Here is an 18,864-nt window from a genome sequence, read left to right on the forward strand (position 1 = left end):
GCGAGTCGATGAGGCTGCGTGTAATGCTGGCTTTTCCTGTTTTCCTTATATATACTCATTCGATCCTAGTACTTCTGTTACGATCGTCTTCGGAGATACTGGATGCCAATGCATCCTCAGTGCCGGGAGGTGAAAATATATCTGGAGGGAACGTTCTTCCTGAGTCCTGTCCAGTATCTGCATGATCCGCAACTGTAACCAAGCGTGACAGTTCCTCCGTATATGGTCATATTTTTCAGACGTGTGAGTTTGGAACCGCAGATCGGGCACTTGTGCGGTAGCTTGCTGTTCCTGGCTTCCTTGTATTTTAGTTCAAGTTCTACCAGTCCCCTTCCTACGGCTATCATTCTGATTCTCCTGTCGCTGATCAGAAAGGCACTTTCCACATCCCTGATTTTCTGTCTTACCAGTTTGCCGAGTTTCCTCTGGGAGTTTATTATCCCGTATTCGTTGAGGCAAGAAACTATTGCCCTGGCGACGTCTTCATCCGCGGGTATCCTGTATTGCATTCGTGGTCACACATGCTTACGGGATAATGTAATTTTTCAGTATCGGGTTCCGCAGTCCGCTGCCGTGAATAAGCGCAAAAAACCGGAAAGGTCGTATCCCTCTTATTCAGATAATTACGATTATCGAATACTTCGCGACAGATGGCAGGGTAGTTGTGCCTGTTCATGGCCCAGAGGCAGCTCTTTAACTGGTACAGAAGGTTCATTTCATCGATTCCCATTCCATCCTTATAATGGACAGGCATAATGCTTAATACAACAGGTACCGGTACTTGCCAGTATGGCTAAATTTGAGTTCAAGTGCAAAGACGTGGGCATGAACTGCGGTTTTGAAACATCCGCTAAGACTAAAGAAGAACTTATGCCAAAAATAATGGAGCATGCAAAGACCGCGCATGGAATGACAAGCATTCCGGATGACATGAAGAAGAAAGTTGAGGGTGCGATACAGAAGAAGATGTTTTAGCCGGCCAATCGACTTTTTGAAAGCGCATTGACAGAAACATCTCAATCTTTTTGATTTTTGGCGTAATGGGAACAGGAAAGAAACAAGTGGGGATGGGGGTGTTATGAAGTGATGGAATCGCCAATTGTTAGAAACAGTCGGCTGTGTTGCTTTGATCGCTGTTTGAAAAGGCGCGACTTGTCTCCAGATTCCAGTGTCCGGCCAACACATTTCATTCACGCTGTCTGAGAAGGTAAAAAGCTATTAGGATGCAGGAATATGCCTATTTAGCTAGGGGAGCGTTTAGATAATGCTGAGAGGGTGGCACCGACTGCCACCGACCCTTGAACCTGATCCGGATAATACCGGCGAAGGAAAGCAGACATTTCTGACGGCTTCTCTGGCAGGAAATGGTTAAATGACTCCTGCAAGAGATGTTAAGGATAGGAAAAAATTCAGACTTCGGCCCTTCGAAAAACGACTGATTGCTGTGCTTGTTGCGGTTGTGATCGTCACGGCTGCATACACACTGTATGCAGACACCGGATTCAAGACAGGAAAGACAACCCTCGTAGTTTACACCTACAGTTCGTTCCTGGCCTACGGCTCCAACAAATCTGCGGCGTTCAATGTTGTTTTCGGCACATTCGAGAAGGAATATGATGTCAGGATCGTCGTTGAAACGCCACAGAACGGCTTAATCCAGTCTCTTCAATTATACAAGCAGCATCCACAGGCGAATCTGGTCGTCGGGTTGAATAACATCAACGGTGTTCAGGCTGTCAGGGACGGTCTTCTTCTCAAATACACACCGTCGTCTATTGCATACGTGAATTCGACTCTCATCTCCGAACTGGGCGGGGCTGCCGGATATATTACTCCCTATGAGTATGCCTACCTCGGTATTGACTACAATGTAAGTCTTATAGCGCACAATCAGTCTTTCCGTCCCACTTTCCAGGAAATTGCCTCCAATGCCACGCTTGCTCAAAACCTGCTTCTTGAATATCCGTATACTTCCGCAACAGGAGAAGCATTCCTCCTGTGGCAGATTTCCTATTACACATATGTCCTTCATCAGAACTGGACAGTATGGTGGAATCAGATAAGGCCATATGTGGGAGGTCATGTATTCCTGTCGTGGTCACAGGCATTTGCAAAGTTTGGGTCAGGACCGGGAACAGGCATGGTTGTTAGTTACGCTACAGATCCGGCCTACAACGAGTATTTCGGTTATGGCAACAGCATTAATTCAACAGTGATTTACTACAATGGGAATCCGTACGGCTGGCGCACCGTTTACGGCATCGCCATAGTTAACCACTCTTCTCACCTTTCCCTTGAGGAGAAATTCATCAATTATTTCCTCAGTCCTGTTGTCCAGAATGAACTGCCGCTGAATGAATGGATGTACCCTGCAAATTCAAGCACGCAGCTGCCGCAGGTCTACGAATATGCCATCAATCCGAAAAATGTCATACCCCTGAACAATTACATCAACTCAACAGCCATCGCTGAAAACATGTCTTCCTGGGTGGATGAATGGATAGCCATAATGGGCTGAAAGATCTTATCAGAGATAAGCAGGCTTTATTGCTTATGCTCCTGCCTTCGCTATTTCTGATTTCTGTTGTCGTCGTCCCGTTCGTAATGCTGGCTGATACGTTCGGTGCAAAGAATTATGCCGGATTGCTTTTCAGCAACAGCTTCGATGCCAGGCTTGCCCGTGAAGCATTTGTAAACTCTCTTGAGCAGGGAGCGGTCAGCGCAATTCTTTCTTTCTGTGCTGGTTTCCCCCTCGGTCTGTTTTTGGGAAGATATGACTTCCGATACCGGAGACTTCTTGCCTCTCTGTCAATTCTTCCCTTTTTCCTGCCTTCCATTGTCGTTGTTTTCGCCTTTATTTTGTCTTTTGGACCCGCTTCGCCGGCTGCAGCCATCTTCCCGCCCCTTTCCGCACTGTCAAGGGGATTCACCGGCATCGTGGCAGTCAATGTATTCTTCAATGCTCCTCTGGTGGTCCTCACAACAATGGTTGCAGTCATGGGCTATGATCCACAGCTGGAAGAGGCGTCAAAATCGCTGGGGGCAGGCCGCCTGAAGACATTCATAACGACATGGGGAAAGGAAGGAATTGCGTACGGTGCATGGGGCTCGCTTCTTTCATTCATTTATTCGTTTTCCGGCTTCACTGCGCCGCTCATCATTGGGGGGCAGAGGTATTTTACGCTTGAAACCTGGATTTATTTTCTCGCAAAGGTGCTTGACCAGATAGGCAATGCAACATTCATAAGTCTGGTCCAGGTAACCTTTCTCTTCATACCAGCAATTGCCTATGTCTACCTTTTCCGATCAAGGATGCAGAATCTATATTCCTCCAGGCAATTCCGGAGAGCAGACTCAGGCAGCAGATGGTTTCTTGCAGGTGCGTTATATGCGGCAATTTTCCTGCTCGCTGAAACATACATATTTTCAGCCGTAATAGAAGCTTCACTGAATTTTGGTAATGGCGGGCTGATCCGAAATTTCATAATGCTGTTCAGCCCTAATGTTGCCTCGTCCATCGGCATAACCACGTTCGGCGCATTGCTTAATTCTCTCTTCTACGGTGTTATCACGGCACTGTCTGTAACCTTCCTCGCTCTGTCATGGATTTTCTCCCGCAGACGGCTGCAGACAAGCTTCGATCCGATGGATGCGCTTCAGTTCATGCCTCTCATAATTTCCGCCATAATTCTGGCACTTTCGCTGTCAGCCGCGTTTTCGCCGATTGTACCTGCCGATTCAGTCTGGGTGTTGATTGTAATGGCACAGAGTGTTGTCTCTATTCCACTGGTCTTCAGAATAGTTCTTGCCGGATTTTCTAACATTCCACTCAGGCTCCGTGAAGCATCGGTGATTCTGGGCGGTAACGCATTTTTTGAAATTGAGGTTCCGCTTGCATATTCAGCTGTTTCAACAGCCATGCTCTTCGGATTTGCAACCAGCCTCGGCGAGTTTGCGGCAACGAATTTTCTCACCACGCCACGGTTCATCTCCCTGACGGTTGAAATCTATTCCCTTCAGAGTGTTCGTCTCTTCCATATTGCCGACGCAGCAGTTGCGTTCCTTCTTCTCATAAGCATTGTTCTCTTCACAGCAATTCAGGGCATCGGGGATGGTTTAGCTGGCATTCGTTGAAATAATAAATCTGAACCGGAAGTACGGCGATTTTTCGCTCAGAGACATCAATCTGGAGATGGATGCAAAGAGAACGATGACGCTCATGGGTCCAAGCGGCTCAGGTAAAACCTCCCTCATGAGGAACATTGCGGGCTTCGACACACCGGACAGCGGCCGGATATTGATAGATGGGGAGGACGTTACGAGAATGCCAGTCAACAAGAGGAATGTCGGAATGATATTCCAGGAACTCGCGCTTTTCCCTAATATGAGTGTATTTGACAACATTGCGTACGGACTGAAATCGAAGAGGTTGGCAGAAAGTGAGATCAGACATGTTGTAAATTCACTCGCCTCCTCTCTGCGAATAGAGAGCCTTCTGACAAGACGCCCGCATCAACTATCCGCAGGCGAGAGGCAGAGAACTGCTCTGGCGCGGTCTGTTGCCGTAGAACCCCGTCTTCTGTTGCTCGATGAGCCTTTCAGTTCGGTCGACAGCCACCTGAGGATTGAATTGAGAAGCGAGCTGAAAAGATTCGCATCTGAATTCGGTCTTACAATGATGTTTGTGACACATGACAGCAGAGAAGGATTTTACATGGCGGACGATGTCTGTGTAATTGATGAGGGCCTGATAATAAGGAAGGACACCCCTTTCGGGGTGTTCAACAATCCAGGAAGCGAACAGGTAGCAACGCTCATTGGCTACAATGTAATGCTTTTGAATGGAAAGAAGATTGCCTTTTCCCCTTCAAAGGCAAAAATTTCAGAAAAAGGCGGTATACCCGTAACGATTTTATCATCCGGATATGAGGGGGAGCAAACAAGAGTGGCCGTAAGGACAGATTCAGGACAAACAATCAACGTGTACGCCGATTCCGGCACACACACATATGATCAGGGAAAATCCTTTTCACTTGTTATTGAGAATTATGTTGTTATTGAATAATCGCGAAGGTGTGTTTAAAACATGATTATTCAGTAATGCCGTCAAGTAATCCTCCTGCAACAGAGTCGAGGTACTGATCACTCACTACGGCTAAATCCCTGACCCCGCTGATTTAAGAAATTGGTATCCCGATTCCTAGCTTTTTCTTCAGCGTGCCGGGCTGCTTCGGTATCTCCGGCAGCATTCTCACGAATTGTTATGGAAACAGCAGTTCCGCATAGAGAACGCGATTGCGGCATTGTGCCTGATTCTGCCCCTCTCCTGACGTTTGCCTGAACTGATTCATACTATTGATGCTGAAGCATATTCTCAAATCTGCCAAGCTGTGGATATAGTCTCTTCTTCTCGTTGTGACACCTAAAGGGCGGATTGCGGCAGTTTCATCGGAACGATGGTCAGGGCGGGGTTATCTTGAAAATAGCTGGCGTTTTCCTCGATATTCAGTCAGATGTGCCTTCTATATGGGCAGGGCCCCTTGGCAGGATTTCGCGCACTTACTAAAATTTCCAAGTGGCCTGAGGTACGCGTCGGCGGGTTATATGCAGGCTCCTGGCAACGTTCAGGTACCATCTTCTGGCTCCCGTGTCAGACGGCAGGCAGCCGTGCTTTGAATAATGTCCCGTAGCCCTTCATGGGTACGGACCTTTTTGCTGAATGAAAGTGATTCAAAGCCCAAAATATGACTGTGCCTGACAGTAAATCAATTGGGTCCGTCCAGATTTGAACTGGAGTCACCAGCACCCCAAGCTGGAAGGATACCAAGCTACCCCACGGACCCTGTTTAAATGCTTCCTGCAAGGAAGATGAAACGGTATCAGTGGAACGGTATCACTTCGTCGATGAGGTCCGCATGTGAAATTATCATCCTGCGGCAGCAGTAGCGGTTTATGCCGAGAGAATCCAGGACATCCTTTGGTACTTCGCCCATCTTCACTCTCTTTATGTAAATCTCGTATGAACTCCCGAGCACTTTTCCGCAACTGAAACATCTGACCGGTATTATCAACAAATCACCTGTATGACTTCTGTTTTCTCTTTCTTGCGCCTCTGCCTGCTGGATTCTTCGGGAGTTTCCTTCTTGGGTCGCTTATGAGAAGGGAACGATCATACTGCCTGAACACCTTCTCAAGTTCTTCATCTTTTAGGAATGAAACCAGGCTCTTTGCTATGGCAGTTCTGGCAGCCTCCGCCTGTCCCATAATGCCGCCGCCCATGACATCAACGGTAATGTCAAGCCCCTTCGCCTTATCACCAGCCAGCAAAACAGGTTCAAGCATTTTCCTTCTCGCAATTTCAGGATAGTGAATTTCAATGGGGATGCTGTTTACCCTAATTCTTCCTGCACCAATGCGGGCGATAGCCTTTGCCACTGCTGTCTTCCTCTTTCCGACAGTCAGAACGGGTGTGATCTCAGACATCAGTTCACCCTTGCCCCGAGCAACTTGGAAATTTCACCAAGCCGCGTATATCTTTTGCCCCTGGCCGCCTTCTGCTGGATTTCTGGTTTGGCATCCCCTATGACTCGTGGTACGCCGGTATAAACCTTGAGATTTCTGTATGCGTTTTTGCCCCTTGATGTCTTGATGGGGAGCATTCCCCTTACAGCCCTTCTAAGAATGCCGTCAGGCATCCTCGGATAATACGGTCCCTTTATTGCCTTTCCTCTCTGATAAGCTGAAAAGTATTCCTCATAACTTTTTTGAGCGGATCCGGAAATCAACACCTTTTCCGCATTGATAATTGTAATCTCTTCCCCGTTTAGAAGTCTCTTTGCTATACTGCTGGACAACCTTCCCAGAATCGCACCATCCGCATCGACAACCGCCATTTCTGCCACCTCAAGCCATGAGTCTCAGACCCGAGCCTTTAGGATTCGAATTTGCAAGCGTTTCCAGGTCATGTATCTCGCATCCAGCTTTCTCCAATTTCGCTTTTGCGGAACTGGAAACAGAGTAGGCAGAAACGGTAATTTTCTTGGATATTCCACCGCTTCCAAGTACCTTCCCGGGCACTACGATTGAATCGCCATTGCTGACAAGTCTGTCAAGACGCGAAAGGTTAACCACTGGCCTGTTTGCAAGCGGTCCCTCAAGTCTCAGTGCAACAGTTCTCCAAATAGGTGCGTTCTCCCTTGCGGATAAGTTAAAGAGTTCAGCGATCAGTCTATTGAGTTCAGGATTCGTCTTTACGTTTCTCTTTCTGCTCTTTACGCCCATCTTGTTCAGCTTCCGGATGAATCATTCTCTAAACGGCATCTCTTTATAAACTTTTCACATGTCTCATGAACGGCAGGTATTCCAAGTCATCTCAAAAGGAAAATTCAATTGACCCACAGTTGCACAGCCTTCTATTGTCTTTTAGTCCATGATACGCCGGGGACGAGCTGGAACGTGCATTCCTGATTACCTCATGCCTGTTCTCCTCCCGATAACTCATGGCAGGGTGCGGCTGGACAGAATGCATGCTGAAATCAGCTTCAATTCTGTCTGTATGTTCCGAAAGAGCGGTTTCAGAACATCTGTCGTTGGTATCAGCCGAAAGTGATTTTCAAAATCTGAAGACACCGGATTATGCATCATTTCATGGTGTAAGATGCACCATTGGAACATTCCGTCTATGACCCGGCCGGGCGAAGTGCAAAAGTTATTGTAAGAGTGCGTGTTTGCCTGAAACCATTGATTACAACTTTTGATGTCGATCGTTTTTATACTAAATTCAATTTCGGTTCAACCGTTGCTCTACCCGTGTGTGGAAAAGAATGGGAGTACCGTTGCGCTGACTCCCGGAGCAGCTTAAAAATTGACTCTTCAAACAGGTGAATAGATGATTCGCTTCGGTCCGTCTGGAATCCCGCTTTCCTGCAAAGGGAGGACATTGTTCGACGGCATAGAGGACGTTCACATGCTCGGGCTGACAGCCCTTGAAGTCCAGATGATACGTAACAATATACTGCAACGTTCGCCAGATGATGAGGAAATCGGAAAACGGCCGGCTGAACTCGAGACTGACATGATTGTTCAGATTGATCGTCATGGCGGGAAAGGAACAAAGCCGATTAACGATCCTGATGAGAAGATACGCAGCGACGACACTCTGACGGTGCTTGAGAGCGGTCTGTGCCATTCATATGTTGAGTTATATGAAATGGCAGAGTATGCAAAGGATCACGACGTTCAGCTTTCGGTCCACTCATCATACTATGTCGACCTTTCGGGAAAAACTGATTTGGTGGAACGGAGCAAGTATAATATAAAATGGGCCGGGCTGGTTTGCGCGGCGCTCGATGGTGTGGTTGTCAGTACCCAGCTGGGCTTCTATGGCAGCAAAGGAAAGAAGACCGGGACCGAGCTGATATTGAAGAATCTGAGGGACATTCGGGACTGGTGGAAGGAAAATAAGCTCAGGGCGCCGATTGGCCTTGAAACCAGCGGCAGGCAGGAAGTGTTCGGAAGTTTTGATGAAGTAATAGACACAGTGAAGAGGGTAAAGGGAACAGTTCCTGTAATCAATTTCGCTCATCTTCATTCACGCGAGGGCGGCTCGCTCAGGGAACAGGAGGATTTCAGAAGAGTAATATCCAGAGCCCAGAAGGTTTCGGAAGGACTGATTTACACTTCATTCTCAGGTGTCGAACATCATGGTGGAAATGAACTGAGGCTCACACCGATCAAAAGGGGGGACCTTAGATTCGAACCACTCGCCGAATTAATAGTAGATGAAAACTACGAAATGACAGTGATTTCATCATCGCCTTTGCTCGAACATGATGCAATTTACATGAAAGTAATATTCGAAAGGATGCTTTCCAGACAGGTCACCAAGGAAGTCAGGGAAAAGGTTGGCTGAGTCGTTCCTCAGTCCGAGTGCATATCCGGAATCCCTCCTTTGCTGAAAGACCGTACCTATTTTTCGTCAAATATGCAGTAAGCAGGGCTGTAAAACATGTTACCCTTCGAAGCGAAGACTTCAAAGTTCCCGTCAGACCCTTCAATGACAAGTGCAACTGAATATGCCTGCGTGAACCATCTTTGATGTGTCCTTGTATCGGTTGAGGAAAGAAAGCAGCCCTGGCCAGTGTGGGAGTGATACCATCCGACAATAAGTTCGCCATCTCTGATGCCGATCTCAAAATTGTCTCCGGTGTCCCTGTCTATTTCGACATGGTGTGCAGTTGCGATTGCCGGTAGTTCAACGACACCGGATATCCGTATCTTCATTTTCCCTCCGGAAAGGAATGGTCTTCCAAGCAGATAGCCGAGTGCTTCCTTTCCCTCGGAAAAGGAGGTCCTGGCGCTAGCAATCGCCTTCCTTAAGGCCTCCGAGCAAAGAAAAACATGTATATCCCGTGGAACCGGTGAAGGGCCGTGCTGACAGCAGCCCGGTTCTTCCTCCTCAGCCATTCTGAATTCGTATCCGCTGTGTACTTCAATTGGCATTTTTCTCAATTTCCGTCAAATATCTTACTGCGGATTCGCAACTTTCAAAGCCGAGCGGCTCCTTTCGGTTTGGATTTTCGACAAGATGAGCGATTCCCGCAATCAGTGAATTCAACGTTCTTTCCGTTTTCCATTCCTGAAGCAGTTTCGTGCATACGATTCCTCCATTCTCTGGCGTGCTGATATTCGGATGGAATATTCCGGATTGCCATATTATGCCTGGCTTCAGCACAGGGTAGTCCCTGAATACCACAATTCTGAAGCGGTGATCGCTCTTTTCCACAATCTTCCCGTCTTTCATGCGGTCCAGTCCCCTCACACCTGTAAGACGGACATCGATAGTATAAGGGAAGTTCATGCCTGGCTCATCGCTATATTCGAATTCTGCGCCCTGTATCCCCTCCAGCATTTTCAGTTCGTTTCTCAACCTTCTCTTCAGCAATTCTAAAGGGATTGCCATTGTCCTCCCTCGGGATCGGGAAGAAGGTCGATCGTATCACCGTCATTGAGGCTTGCTTCCGAAACGGTTTTAGATGCCGAAACAAGTTTCTTTCCCACCTTCATTAGATAAGGTTCATCAGGCAATTCCCAGAACTCCACTGCACTGTCCAGAACTTCCTGCAGTTTTGTGGAGTTGTCTACTTCCATAAGTGCACTGTTTCCCGTTTGCGTATTTCTTACGCTCAGTTTCATAGTTTTCATTTATATCCTTCCATGGTTCTGACAATTTGGATTCACTTCAGCCACAATCTCCTCAATGCTGGTCGTCATTCCGTCGAACATCATAAGAACGCCGTTCTGCCTGATGCCTGAAATTATCTTTATGGCCTCAAGAGACTGGACAGATCCTATGATTCCCGGAATAGACGGCTCCGAGCCAATGTGCCGGGAGTAGGCATTCGCTTCTCTGCCCGTGCACGTGTATGTGCGGTCAATCGTAGACAGGTGGCTGCCATTCACGGTGCACTCATAGCAGGCACCTGCAGGTGGTATAACGACCTGCACGCGTCCGATCAGGCCGTCTATGCCGCCGTCGACGTAGGGAGTTCCGGCGAAAAAACAGTTTGAGTTGATATGGAGCCTCGTTTTCACCGAATCAACACACCCTATTACGAGGGTGTATTTTGAAAAGAAGGTGTAATTCAGTCGCTCCGCATCCGTACGCATTGCCCGCAGGTTGCAGTCAGGATTAATCTCTCTCGCTCTTGAACGCACGACCTCTACCTTGCTTCTGGACTTATCCGCGTCCGCCCTGCTGAACAAAAAGCAGCGCCCAAGATTTGTAGTTTCAACCACGTCCCTGTCAACGACCGTAATCTGAGAAGGAGCATAGAGCACCAGGTTTTTGACAACCTCATTCCCGAGCGCACCCGCTCCTATGATGCATATCCTGGAAGACTGCACTGCATCGAGATCAATTCCATCCACCAGCCTGACGCGCGAATACCTGTCCGCGCTTTTCAGCATGTTCTGTGTTCTGCTCACTTCTGCCCGAATGCACTTATCCATTTATATACCGAGCGGGAGAATCCTGAACATGTCTGGAGGGAGTATTAAAGCAGGCTGACGCTGCCATATATGCCTGAAATCACCGTGGAAGCGCAACTTCTGGTATATCGGACTTATTCCGACCTGCTGTGGCGTTGCTTCAGCGTATAAAGGGGATTAAACATGGCCAGCGCAATCGCGTATAGTCCGGAATCGGTGAAAGGGCAAAGTTTATGACCGATTCTACTTTCTTCCACAAAGTGTATATGGTGCTGTAGATGACTGGTGATTTTGTTGTCACGCCATGGGAGGTGCGTGGCGAAGTCGATTATGACAAACTGGTGAGCCGGTTTGGCACTTCCTATATTACGGCGGACTTGATAAGGAGGATACCAGGTGGAGAGAATAATATTTTCCTGCAGAGGAAAATATTTTATTCCCATCGGGATCTTGACTGGATACTCCTCAATTATGAGAAAGGGAAGAGGTTCTATCTGTACACAGGAAGGGGCCCGTCAAGCGGCACTCATATTGGCCACATGATACCCTGGATTTTCACCAGACAGATGCAGGAAGCTTTCAATTCAAAACTGTATTTTCAGATGACGGATGATGAAAAATTTCTATTCAAGGAAAATCTGACGCTCGAAGACACTCGAAAATCGACCTTTGACAACATACTTGATTTTATTGCGCTTGGTTTCGATCCTGCAAGGACCAAGATAGTCATCGACACTAAGGATATCTCCTTACTCTACAGGACAGCTCTGAAGGTTTCGAAGAGAGTTACGTTTTCAACCGCAAAGGCCGTGTTCGGCTTCGACAACAGCACAAATATAGGATCCATATTCTTCACATCTATTCAGTCAGTCCCGGCCTTCCTCGAATCAGAACTTAAGGGCGAAAACGTGCCCTGCCTTATTCCATGCGGCATTGACCAGGATCCTCATTTCAGGGTAACAAGAGATGTGGCCCCCGCACTGGGCTACTTTAAACCCGCGCTTATACACTGCAAGATGCTTCCAGGTCTGACGGGAGGCAAAATGTCAAGCACCGGGGAGGCTGCGATATACACAACCGACACGGATGCTGCAATCACGAAAAAGATAATGAACGCGTTTACGGGCGGCAGGGCAACGGTCGAGGAGCAGAGAAGACTTGGCGCGAACCCAGACATCTGTCCGGTCTATCACCATTATGAGTTTCTTTTCGAACCTGATCCGGCAAAACTGAAGAAGATTGAAGAGGACTGCAGGAGCGGCGCCCTGCTCTGTGGCGATTGCAAGGCGAACCTTCTGTCAAAGGTGAAGCTTTTCATGACTCAACACAGAAAGAACAGGGAACGTGCCTCCGAGATTGTGGATGATTTCATGCTCAGCGCAAAGGGACTGGAGGAAGGGTGATATGGTGCCATCTTCGGCAGGCGGTGCGGAAAGCCTGAGTATTTCGGAAAAAAAGGTACTCTCTGCCCTTTCAAGACTTGGCGGAAACGCATCACTCGGGCAGATATCGGCAGTGGCCAGTTTCAGGAATCCAACTGAACTCATGAATGCGCTCAACTGGTTGAAGGCCAAGGGTTATGTGCGTGTCGACGAGAAAGTGATGCGTTTCTACACCCTCAAAGAGGAGGCAAAGCATCAACGCCTTCCGGAGAGGATAGCGCTTGAGGAGATAGCCAGAGGATCTGTTGGACTTGATGAGCTCGGACTGCGTTTGGGAGATTCGAAACTTGTCCCTGTCGCGGTTGGATGGCTGAGACGAAGGAACTGGGCATCAATTGACAGCAACAGGAAACTGATAATCACGGAGGAGGGCAGGAAAGCGATTCTTAGCCCCGCCGAGGATGAGTTGCTTCTCGAACATCTGGAACGGGGAGAAGTAGAGGAGAATGACGGAAACAGGAAGGTACTGAGGGAACTGCTGTCACGTCGTGATTTTGTCAAGGAGCATGACAGAATAGTCAGAGAGGTAAGCCTCATTGAAAAGGGGCTGATGGCTGTTTCGGAGGGCCTTACATTCGAAGAAGACGTATCGCTGCTTACCAGCGAACTGCTGAAGACAGGAAAGTGGAAAAACCTGCGTTTCAGGCCATACGATCTCAAGGCGCCGGTTGAAGTTATAGGGGGTCCGAGACACCATCCGCTCCTTCGCACGATCAACCAGGTATCCACAGTCTTTGCCGAAATGGGCTTCACTGAAATAGAAGACGATGTTGTCCAGTCTGCATTCTGGGACATGGACGTACTCTTTACACCTCAGGACCATCCTGCAAGGGACATGCAGGATACGTTCTATCTCTCTAACCCATCCCATTGGAAAATCGAACGGAAACTTGCGTCAAGAATCCGCTCTGCACATGAGCAAGGCGGCTCGACAGGTTCGTCCGGATGGGGATACCGGTGGAGCGAGGATGAAGCATCAAAAATGCTGCTGAGGACACATACGACAGTTGCGACGATACGATATCTGGCAAATCACAGGAAGCAGCCGGTAAAGGCATTCGCGGTCGGCAGGATATTCAGGCATGAAGCCATGGATTCCACCCATCTGTCCGAATTTCATCAGATAGAGGGTATTCTGATGGAAAAAGGTGCGTCATTCGACATGCTATGCAATGTCCTCTCCGAATTCTACAGAAAAATGGGATTTGATAAATTCAGGCTGCGCCCTGGCTACTTCCCGTACACCGAGCCTTCGATGGAGATAGATGTTCTCTACAACGGCAGGTGGATGGAACTTGGCGGTTCAGGAATGTTCAGACCGGAAGTCCTTGCTCCTCTCGGTATACGGCATCCGGTCCTTGCATGGGGGCTCGGCCTGGAGAGGCTTGTCATGATAAAATACGGCTTCAGCGATATTCGGGATCTTTACCTCAGCGATCTGTCTGCGCTGCAGAAAATGCCGGTAATCTAATTCCCGTTCATATCCATCAGGCCTCGAAGTTTTGCCTCGATTCTGGCCGCCTCCCTGTAATTCCCTTCCTCCCTCTCGATTTTAGCTAGAAGGCCGTAATTCATTTTGGAGTCAAGAACTGATCCGGTCGAAGTTGAGTTCCTGAGAGCAATATTGAGTTCATCCCTTGCCCGTGCATAATCCCGAGAATGGGCTGCTATCCTGGCCCTTATCCGATGAAATTGCGAGACATTGTGATGAGCTCTGCCAGAATCAATACCACCTATCATGTCCATTGCTCTTTTAATCTCCCCCTCCATCGCCAGCGCTTCAGCCATGGTGAGGTCCTGTTCAAATCCCTCGCCGCCTGTTCCACCGAACAACTTAATAACCTGCCCGCTGCGCTCTTCGGATAAGCAGATTCTTGCGGCAATTTTCCTGATATTTTTCATTCCACCAGACGATGGCATAAAATCGATTATGACGTTTTTCAGATCCGCATCCTGTGATGCTTCTATTTCGTTCGGATGGAATGAAGCCGTCCTCTCCGCTTCAGAATGACGCCGGCACATCAGAAGGTATTTCATTCTGCCAGCGTAATCCATTGCCTCCAGGCAGTAGTCGGCCATTGCACCAAGGCAGAGATTGCGGATACCCTTATCCTGCAAGATCGCGTCTATTGCACTACCTGACGATTCAAGCAGGGATATTTTGTTTCCTCCTGCATTCACTGTGAATGGAAGCTTTCCGTCGACGTGGAGGAGGTGTCTGTCAAGCGGTGTACCGGCAATACGCAGCATGCAGAGTTTGATAATATCTCGCTTGTCCATCTTTGAAAGCACTTCGTCTGCCGACACCCTTCCAGGATAAGCCACCGCCTTATCGATGAGCCTCTTCTGTTCAATTCGCATGTACAGGCGTTCGGCATACTCCTTTCCGTGTGAAGTCAAAAGGTAAATCTTGGTTTCTCTGCTGTTTCCCTTCACTCTTGCCAGATCGCTGTAAAAGAGTCCCTTCGAGGAGCCTCTTTCCAGTTCAATGGCGACATGGGCTCTGCTGAGCATCAGTGAATCTGAAATGCCGTCCTGAGTCAGGAGGTATTCCTCTTTTCTGCCACCTGCTTTCGCTGTCGTTTCGGAAATGTGAATTATGATCCTGTCGCGAACCGTCAGGTTTTGATCCTTCTCGGGCAATGTGATTCGGGTAGGTAATTTCATTCAGTGATAAGGAATTTGTTATCAATCCGGCGAAGCTGATAAATTTTTTTGCGAAACCCGCTTTGCTCCTACCTACATACCCGAATATCATTTGGTCCCTTGTGATGGCGTTCAAGCCGATCATGTAAGGATTTGTGCCATTTGAAAGGATTTGCTGCCTGATGGCGACTTCAGGGACATGGTGAACACTGCCATTGACAGGACACTGAAGGAGGGTATAGCATCCCGCAACAGACTGTCAGCTGCCGTTTACAGGGAGTTGGTGGAGAAGCATTCAGTTTGTTTCCAAATATTCAATTTAACAATTCGTCAGTGCCGTTATTTGTGGTTTGACAGAAGTGCTCGTATCATCCGAGATGGCTGCAGTGAAGGGTGGCATTTCGCCCTTTGTACAGTAAACCGGTGAGTGCAATCAAAATGCCCGTGTGATAAAAGAATTCGTATTGTCTGATGAATTCACTGTCCTGCTGCAACGATCTCAAAACGGCAAGTGCCATCACGTTTTTTGACACGAAAGACTTGACATTCACGATGCCGATAGGGTAGAGTGCTGATGCATTGAGATGGCGCATACAAGACTCATGAAGCTTTTTGCCGTTATCGCCTCTGTTGTCATCATGGCTGCAGGAGCAGGATATGCCCTTCATGTGTACAGCCGGAGAAGTGTTTCACGGCCCAAACCCAAGCCTGCCGGTTATTTCGGTCCGCGAATGGTTGTGAATTCAGGCAGCCCGACAGACAGCATTGCCAACAACACAACCATCAATGTGCAGATTTTCTCTGCCGTCCCCTCGGCATTCGCGAAGACAGGACTTAGCTTCTACAGCATTGCCCAGGGCAATCAGTGGAACAACAGTGTCAACGATGAGCTGCTGAATTCAACGATGCTGCCTGGAAACGCCTCGACCGGCAAGTTCTTCCTGTCGACACAGTTCAATTCAATTGCAAAGGAATGGATGTCCCTTCTCTCACCGGACACGGGAACGAACTACCCTTCACTCACAGTCGAGGCGGTCAAGACAGTCGTGCTGAACGGAAGCATGCTGCTCTACCAGTACTACAACAACATTCCTTTCTATCCTTTCAGCCTGTCCGTTGTCAGCGCAAACAGCACAGTGCTCTCAAACAGCACGCTTCTCGCATCAACGGGACTGGAGAGCTGGTTTGGCGGCAGCAATGTCAGTCTTTCGAACTATTCTCAGATATCACTGACGGACGAGGTTTCAGCCTGACGCTTGTCTTTCCCTCTGTACCCATACAGGTCATATCTGCCAATGCTTCTGCAAACGGAGACCTGTCCCATTCTTATGCGGGAACTCCCGCCTCTGCCGTTCCCTCACCCGATAGCTGCCATTGGGCATACTACTACACCTATCCGAGCACCACAAGCAACACGCTGGAAAGGACGACCTATGCGAACGGAACACTTCCGTTGCCGGGCGTGCACATGGGCAGGAATGCAGACCAGGGCAATTCACAGATAGTTCTTGCCGCCAGCGTTTACATCCAGAATGACACAATCAATTTCAATTCAAACCAGGTCTACGCCAATCCTTCTGGATCGATAACAACGACAATGAGCACGCAGCCATCCTTCTCTCACATGGCAAACGTAACTGTTGGCAACTCAGGAGGTGGAACGGATGCCATCCCGCAAGGCATTTCGGAACTCTTAGACAACCACAGCTACGCGCAGAATCTGACAACGGGATTTGCAGGCATCCAGGGTGTCGAGTATGAATTCCAGCACTACAACAGGTACACCTGCAATTACAGGTATTACCGGGAACAATTCATCTGCCCTCCATACAGGTATCCGCCCCATCTCCTTTCCCAGACACTTGTTTCGAAGGTCTATGACGGCAACTTCACAATAGGCGAAATTGTTCATGTCAAAACAACAGCAGGACTTGTTGTTAAGGCATCACATCTTTCGATATGGGAGGCCTGGGTAATTCAGCACCTTCTTCTGTCGCATTCCAACGGCACTCTTATCCTGAATGACAATGGACTTAACACCTCTTATCGAAGTTCAATCGTTTGGGCGGTGACATACGGGTGGACAAATGCCGCAAATGTAGTCATGGAGACTTCGGAAGGCATTGTCTATGTTTTGCACAGCAATTCCGCGCTGTCTCGCCATCATATCGGTGATTGCTGTTGCGAATGGACTAGATCTTGATGCTGGTGAACCGGCCGTCATACCAGATGCTGCAAGCTTGGTTGCAGATACACTTTCCTGTCCTCGGTGCTGTCACACATCATTTCTTCAGCCATTAAATAGAGCTTATCACTGGTGGTGGATGGTTATTTCTGATTGTGAACCGCATAGATCTTCGGATGTGGTAGTGTCAGAAACATCAAGCATAGACCTCGATCTGAATGCGTGCATTAACATCACTGCCAGGGGGTCAGATATGTCTGAAACGATCCATTCCAATAGACCAGCCAGGTGAAGCAGTGAACCGGAATCCTGTTTGCATGACTGAACAGGTAATCCGGGGAGCAAATGGTGGGAAGCACCGAAATTCATTCGGAAGCGGATGAATTTAGGAGCAAAGCCTGCGAAACCATTAAAATAAAGGCAGGATATGTGAAGAATTGCAAGAGGTAAAGAGAATTTGCCCAATCCGCATGCAGGAGTCAGTGAAATTATTGGGCTCCTGGAAGCCGTAAATGATTTTGATGGAAACGTGAACGCTTCTGTACTCGCTGATGATTTTGACCTGGAAATCGATGAGATCTATCCGGCCATCGAAAGTGCTGAAATGCTAGGTCTCATCTCCACCCCAGAAGGGGATGTCAGACTCACCGATGCAGGTAGGGCATTCCTGAAGGCCGACATTCAGAATAGGAAGGACATCCTCAGGGAGCAGATGCTGAAGGTTGAAAGTTTTTCAAAACTAATCGAAAAGCTACGGACATCTTCGGAACACCGGATGAAGAGGACCGAAGTCATGAAATATATTTCAGACACCATGAAGTCGATGCATCCTGACCTGCTTTTCACAACACTGACAAACTGGGCAAGATATGCAGAACTTCTGAGATTCGACGCAGATGAGGATGAAGTTTATCTTGTAGGATGATCGAGTTCGTTAATGACTTCAAAAAGTGAATTAAATACCTTCTCAGCCCCGGCCTCCTCCAGTTCATCGTAAGCCGCCATTCCGCCAGTTATACCGAACGGCGTTACGCCGCATGCGAGAAAGGCACTTATGTCCACAACGCTGTCGCCCAGTCCGAATGTCTCCTCAGGGCGGGCAGAAAGCGTTTCAAGCGCAATCCGAACCGCTCTTGGATTTGGCTTCATTTCCCACAGCACATCATCCCTGGAAACTGATATGTCGACAAAACCGTCAAGATCCAATCTCCTGAGGCAGCTGTTTATCGCCTCGCAGCAGTTGGAGCTTGTTATGGCTGTCATTATTTTCCTGTTTTTCAGGTATTTCAGAAGGTCCATGCATCCGTCTTTCATGGAAGCTCTCATAGCCCCTCTGCATTCGTAAACGCACAGTTTGTGAGATGCCTCAGACCATCTTTCCTTCCTTGTCCTTTCGGGACCGCTGTCAAATCTTGCCGACTCCCTGAGCAGGCTTACAGGCAGGTATTTCAGTCCGGAGATGTCAAAGCCGTTTCTGAGAAGAATGCTGCCAACCTCAATGCCGGCTGATTTCCAGTCAACAATATCAGACATGTCGACAAGCGTGAGGTCGAAGTCAAGCAGTGCTGCCTTGTAACGGTAATTCAATCTTTTTCCCCTGCG

At 48.3% G+C, this 18,864-nt stretch carries 21 protein-coding genes, 1 tRNA gene and 1 riboswitch; of the genes, 10 read left to right on the forward strand and 12 right to left on the reverse strand.

Translation table 11 applies throughout. From position 1 onward, the window contains the following. Positions 1 to 116: 116 nt before the first annotated feature. Complete coding sequence (locus tag KIS29_03510) at positions 117 to 509, reverse strand: hypothetical protein (GenBank protein MBX8639388.1); 393 nt, start codon at positions 507 to 509, stop codon at positions 117 to 119. 280 nt (positions 510 to 789) lie between these two features. Between KIS29_03510 and KIS29_03515 the strand changes: the two genes are divergently transcribed. From KIS29_03515 to KIS29_03530, 4 genes are all read left to right on the forward strand, one after another. Then, positions 790 to 975: a DUF1059 domain-containing protein gene (locus tag KIS29_03515; GenBank protein MBX8639389.1), complete on the forward strand. Its 186-nt coding sequence runs from the start codon at positions 790 to 792 to the stop codon at positions 973 to 975. 262 nt (positions 976 to 1,237) lie between these two features. Continuing rightward, positions 1,238 to 1,348, forward strand: a riboswitch (TPP riboswitch). Between the two features lie 24 nt (positions 1,349 to 1,372). Further along, complete coding sequence (locus KIS29_03520) at positions 1,373 to 2,518, forward strand: thiamine ABC transporter substrate-binding protein (protein MBX8639390.1); 1,146 nt, start codon at positions 1,373 to 1,375, stop codon at positions 2,516 to 2,518. Further along, a complete protein-coding gene (locus tag KIS29_03525; GenBank protein ID MBX8639391.1) occupies positions 2,497 to 4,134 on the forward strand; it encodes an iron ABC transporter permease in 1,638 nt (545 codons plus the stop codon). Before KIS29_03520 ends, KIS29_03525 begins: the two co-directional genes overlap by 22 nt. 58 nt (positions 4,135 to 4,192) lie before the next feature. Beyond that, complete coding sequence (locus KIS29_03530) at positions 4,193 to 5,065, forward strand: ABC transporter ATP-binding protein (protein MBX8639392.1); 873 nt, start codon at positions 4,193 to 4,195, stop codon at positions 5,063 to 5,065. 705 nt (positions 5,066 to 5,770) lie between these two features. Here the strand turns inward: KIS29_03530 and KIS29_03535 are convergent. The 5 genes from KIS29_03535 to KIS29_03555 form a co-directional block, all read right to left on the reverse strand. Further along, positions 5,771 to 5,843 (reverse strand) — tRNA-Pro (locus KIS29_03535). A gap of 36 nt (positions 5,844 to 5,879) precedes the next feature. Then, positions 5,880 to 6,071, reverse strand: a complete 192-nt coding sequence (locus KIS29_03540) for a DNA-directed RNA polymerase subunit N (GenBank protein MBX8639393.1) — start codon at positions 6,069 to 6,071, stop codon at positions 5,880 to 5,882. A 4-nt stretch (positions 6,072 to 6,075) separates the two neighbouring features. Beyond that, complete coding sequence (locus KIS29_03545) at positions 6,076 to 6,483, reverse strand: 30S ribosomal protein S9 (protein ID MBX8639394.1); 408 nt, start codon at positions 6,481 to 6,483, stop codon at positions 6,076 to 6,078. Beyond that, positions 6,483 to 6,893, reverse strand: coding sequence for a 50S ribosomal protein L13 (gene rplM, locus KIS29_03550; GenBank protein ID MBX8639395.1), 411 nt, complete (start codon positions 6,891 to 6,893; stop codon positions 6,483 to 6,485). Before rplM ends, KIS29_03545 begins: the two co-directional genes overlap by 1 nt. A gap of 10 nt (positions 6,894 to 6,903) precedes the next feature. Further along, positions 6,904 to 7,281, reverse strand: coding sequence for a 50S ribosomal protein L18e (locus KIS29_03555; protein MBX8639396.1), 378 nt, complete (start codon positions 7,279 to 7,281; stop codon positions 6,904 to 6,906). Positions 7,282 to 7,888: 607 nt separating this feature from the next. Between KIS29_03555 and KIS29_03560 the strand changes: the two genes are divergently transcribed. Beyond that, positions 7,889 to 8,911 carry an AP endonuclease gene (locus KIS29_03560; protein MBX8639397.1) on the forward strand — a complete coding sequence of 341 codons (1,023 nt, stop codon included), beginning with the start codon at positions 7,889 to 7,891 and terminating at the stop codon, positions 8,909 to 8,911. Between the two features lie 56 nt (positions 8,912 to 8,967). Here the strand turns inward: KIS29_03560 and KIS29_03565 are convergent, their stop codons facing one another. From KIS29_03565 to KIS29_03580, 4 genes are read right to left on the reverse strand one after another with little or no spacing between them, the layout of a single operon-like run. Then, the gene (locus KIS29_03565) at positions 8,968 to 9,501 is read right to left on the reverse strand and encodes a Mov34/MPN/PAD-1 family protein (protein MBX8639398.1); all 534 of its coding nucleotides are present in this window, start codon (positions 9,499 to 9,501) and stop codon (positions 8,968 to 8,970) included. Continuing rightward, complete coding sequence (locus KIS29_03570; GenBank protein MBX8639399.1) at positions 9,491 to 9,961, reverse strand: hypothetical protein; 471 nt, start codon at positions 9,959 to 9,961, stop codon at positions 9,491 to 9,493. Before KIS29_03570 ends, KIS29_03565 begins: the two co-directional genes overlap by 11 nt. Then, the gene (locus KIS29_03575) at positions 9,946 to 10,203 is read right to left on the reverse strand and encodes a hypothetical protein (GenBank protein ID MBX8639400.1); all 258 of its coding nucleotides are present in this window, start codon (positions 10,201 to 10,203) and stop codon (positions 9,946 to 9,948) included. The genes KIS29_03570 and KIS29_03575 overlap by 16 nt, the downstream gene beginning before the upstream one ends. Then, entirely contained in the window at positions 10,204 to 10,986 is a 783-nt protein-coding gene (locus KIS29_03580) for a ThiF family adenylyltransferase (GenBank protein MBX8639401.1), read from the reverse strand. Between the two features lie 281 nt (positions 10,987 to 11,267). On the opposite strand from KIS29_03580, the gene KIS29_03585 reads away from it, so the two are divergent. Beyond that, on the forward strand, positions 11,268 to 12,392 hold the full coding sequence (locus KIS29_03585) for a tryptophan--tRNA ligase (protein MBX8639402.1): 1,125 nt from the start codon (positions 11,268 to 11,270) through the stop codon (positions 12,390 to 12,392). Next, positions 12,352 to 13,902: a phenylalanine--tRNA ligase subunit alpha gene (locus tag KIS29_03590; protein MBX8639403.1), complete on the forward strand. Its 1,551-nt coding sequence runs from the start codon at positions 12,352 to 12,354 to the stop codon at positions 13,900 to 13,902. Before KIS29_03585 ends, KIS29_03590 begins: the two co-directional genes overlap by 41 nt. Here the strand turns inward: KIS29_03590 and KIS29_03595 are convergent. Beyond that, a complete protein-coding gene (locus tag KIS29_03595) occupies positions 13,899 to 15,074 on the reverse strand; it encodes a hypothetical protein (GenBank protein ID MBX8639404.1) in 1,176 nt (391 codons plus the stop codon). The two genes, KIS29_03590 and KIS29_03595, sit on opposite strands and share 4 nt — an antisense overlap. 587 nt (positions 15,075 to 15,661) lie before the next feature. Here KIS29_03595 and KIS29_03600 point away from each other — a divergent pair. The 3 genes from KIS29_03600 to KIS29_03610 all read left to right on the forward strand — a co-directional run bounded on the left by KIS29_03600 (position 15,662) and on the right by KIS29_03610 (position 18,187). After that, a complete protein-coding gene (locus KIS29_03600) occupies positions 15,662 to 16,330 on the forward strand; it encodes a hypothetical protein (GenBank protein ID MBX8639405.1) in 669 nt (222 codons plus the stop codon). A gap of 215 nt (positions 16,331 to 16,545) precedes the next feature. Further along, complete coding sequence (locus tag KIS29_03605; GenBank protein ID MBX8639406.1) at positions 16,546 to 17,280, forward strand: hypothetical protein; 735 nt, start codon at positions 16,546 to 16,548, stop codon at positions 17,278 to 17,280. Positions 17,281 to 17,719: 439 nt separating this feature from the next. Beyond that, positions 17,720 to 18,187: an AAA-associated domain-containing protein gene (locus KIS29_03610; GenBank protein ID MBX8639407.1), complete on the forward strand. Its 468-nt coding sequence runs from the start codon at positions 17,720 to 17,722 to the stop codon at positions 18,185 to 18,187. On the opposite strand, the gene KIS29_03615 is transcribed toward KIS29_03610, so the two are convergent. Further along, entirely contained in the window at positions 18,172 to 18,849 is a 678-nt protein-coding gene (locus KIS29_03615; GenBank protein MBX8639408.1) for an HAD hydrolase-like protein, read from the reverse strand. The genes KIS29_03610 and KIS29_03615 overlap by 16 nt on opposite strands. Between the last annotated feature and the right edge of the window lie 15 nt (positions 18,850 to 18,864).

It is taken from the genome of Candidatus Sysuiplasma jiujiangense (assembly GCA_019721075.1).
In the GTDB taxonomy this organism is placed as follows: domain Archaea; phylum Thermoplasmatota; class Thermoplasmata; order Sysuiplasmatales; family Sysuiplasmataceae; genus Sysuiplasma; species Sysuiplasma jiujiangense.

Bases quoted from the DNA above. Each gene is read 5' to 3' on its own strand.
- KIS29_03510 (MBX8639388.1), bottom strand. From the start codon at position 509: ATGCAATACAGGATACCCGCGGATGAAGACGTCGCCAGGGCAATAGTT.
- KIS29_03515 (MBX8639389.1), top strand. From the start codon at position 790: ATGGCTAAATTTGAGTTCAAGTGCAAAGACGTGGGCATGAACTGCGGT.
- KIS29_03520 (MBX8639390.1), top strand. From the start codon at position 1,373: ATGACTCCTGCAAGAGATGTTAAGGATAGGAAAAAATTCAGACTTCGG.
- KIS29_03525 (MBX8639391.1), top strand. From the start codon at position 2,497: ATGGATAGCCATAATGGGCTGAAAGATCTTATCAGAGATAAGCAGGCT.
- KIS29_03530 (MBX8639392.1), top strand. From the start codon at position 4,193: ATGGATGCAAAGAGAACGATGACGCTCATGGGTCCAAGCGGCTCAGGT.
- KIS29_03545 (MBX8639394.1), bottom strand. From the start codon at position 6,483: ATGTCTGAGATCACACCCGTTCTGACTGTCGGAAAGAGGAAGACAGCA.
- rplM (MBX8639395.1), bottom strand. From the start codon at position 6,893: ATGGCGGTTGTCGATGCGGATGGTGCGATTCTGGGAAGGTTGTCCAGC.
- KIS29_03555 (MBX8639396.1), bottom strand. From the start codon at position 7,281: ATGGGCGTAAAGAGCAGAAAGAGAAACGTAAAGACGAATCCTGAACTC.
- KIS29_03560 (MBX8639397.1), top strand. From the start codon at position 7,889: ATGATTCGCTTCGGTCCGTCTGGAATCCCGCTTTCCTGCAAAGGGAGG.
- KIS29_03565 (MBX8639398.1), bottom strand. From the start codon at position 9,501: ATGCCAATTGAAGTACACAGCGGATACGAATTCAGAATGGCTGAGGAG.
- KIS29_03570 (MBX8639399.1), bottom strand. From the start codon at position 9,961: ATGGCAATCCCTTTAGAATTGCTGAAGAGAAGGTTGAGAAACGAACTG.
- KIS29_03575 (MBX8639400.1), bottom strand. From the start codon at position 10,203: ATGAAAACTATGAAACTGAGCGTAAGAAATACGCAAACGGGAAACAGT.
- KIS29_03585 (MBX8639402.1), top strand. From the start codon at position 11,268: ATGACTGGTGATTTTGTTGTCACGCCATGGGAGGTGCGTGGCGAAGTC.
- KIS29_03590 (MBX8639403.1), top strand. From the start codon at position 12,352: ATGATTTCATGCTCAGCGCAAAGGGACTGGAGGAAGGGTGATATGGTG.
- KIS29_03600 (MBX8639405.1), top strand. From the start codon at position 15,662: ATGGCGCATACAAGACTCATGAAGCTTTTTGCCGTTATCGCCTCTGTT.
- KIS29_03605 (MBX8639406.1), top strand. From the start codon at position 16,546: ATGGGCAGGAATGCAGACCAGGGCAATTCACAGATAGTTCTTGCCGCC.